This is a genomic window from Mycolicibacterium arseniciresistens (assembly GCF_030519285.1).
In the GTDB taxonomy this organism is placed as follows: domain Bacteria; phylum Actinomycetota; class Actinomycetes; order Mycobacteriales; family Mycobacteriaceae; genus Mycobacterium; species Mycobacterium arseniciresistens.
The window spans coordinates 1-1492 of the sequence record NZ_JAUMSQ010000359.1; the positions used below are offsets into that span (position 1 = coordinate 1).

Sequence of the window (1492 nt, forward strand, 5' to 3'; positions counted from 1 at the left end):
CCGGCGGGGACCATCCGCTGGTGGCCCGCTCCGCGGAGCACACGACGCCCCGGCTCGCGTTCGTCTGCCCCGGCCAGGGCAGCCAGTGGCCGGCGATGGGCTCCGACGCCTACACCCACCTGCCCGCCTACCGCGCCGAGGCCGACAAGTGCGCCGCCGCCTTCACCGCCGCCGGGCTGACCTCCCCGCTGCGCTATCTCACCACCGCAGGTGACCCGGATTCGTTCGCCGAGATCGAGATCCAGGGTGCACAGTTCGTCCACGCGATCGCGCTCGCCGCGGTGTGGCGGTCCTGCGGCGTGGCCGCTGACCTCACCGTCGGCCACAGCCTCGGCGAGATCGCCGCGGCCTACCTCGCCGGCGTCATCGCGCTGCCCGACGCCGTGGCGGTGGTCGGCGCCCGCGCCGGTGTCACCGACCGGATGCGGGGCAGGTATGCGGTGGCCGCCCTCGGTCTCACGGCTGCCGCCGCCGAGCAGCTGATCGCGGAAACGCCCGGCTGGCTGGAACTCTCGGTGATCAACGCCGGCGCCTCGGTCGCCGTGTCGGGCGATCGCGACGCCGTCGCCGCCGCGGTGGCCACCGTCTCCGCGCGCGGCGGTTTCGCCCGCCAGATCACCGTGAACTTCCCGGTGCACACCAGCGTGCTCGAACCGCTGCGCGGGGAATTCACCGCCGCGCTGCCACAGGCCCGGTTCGGTGACGGCCCGATGCAGTTCATCGGCGGCGCCACCGGTGACGTGGTGGCGGCGGGCACGGAGTTCGGTGACTACTGGTACGGCAATCTGCGCAACATGGTGCGCTTCGACCGCGCAGTCGAAGCGGCGGTGCGATGCGGCGCAAGGGCCTTCGTCGAACTGTCGGCGCATCCCGCACTGCTCTTCGCGATCGGCGACACGCTCGACACCCTCGACTTCGCCTCTGGCCCCGCCGTCCTCGTCGGATCCGGGCACCGCGACGCGGCGCTGGTCGACCGGCTGACGGCCAACATCGCCGCCGCCGCGGTGACCGACACCCGCTACCGTTGGGCCGATCTCGTCGGTGACACCCGGCCGCTGCGCGACTTCCCGAACGCGCCGATGCGCGCCACGCACATGTGGGTGGCGCCCGAACCCGCGGCCGCCCGTGAAGCCACGACATCAGCGCCGGTGACGATCGCGACCGAGTTGTGGCGCGAAACGGCCCGTCCCACAACGACGGCCAACACCTCGCGGACCGTCGCGGTGCTGTCGCCCGAACCCCGGCACCCGCTGGCCGGCCTGGTCCGAGCCGCGATCGAGGGACACTCTGCGGTCACCGTGGCGCCCGCCGACCGCGCCGAGATGCTCGTCGTCGTCGCCCCCGCCGCCGAACAGACCGACGCCGCGCCGGCCGCCGCCGAGCTGACCGGACAGGTTGCCGGCGGCCTGCTGGAGTACGCGACCGCTGCCGGGCCGCAGTGCCGCGACGTCTGGCTGGTCACCGCAGGCGCCGAACGGGTCACCGGGGACGA

At 73.8% G+C, this 1492-nt stretch carries 1 protein-coding gene; it reads left to right on the forward strand.

The genetic code is table 11. From position 1 onward, the window contains the following. Positions 1 to 20 precede the first annotated feature (20 nt). Positions 21 to 1492: acyltransferase domain-containing protein (locus tag Q2100_RS28245; RefSeq protein WP_302916704.1), on the forward strand; the 1472-nt coding region annotated here is incomplete at its 3' end.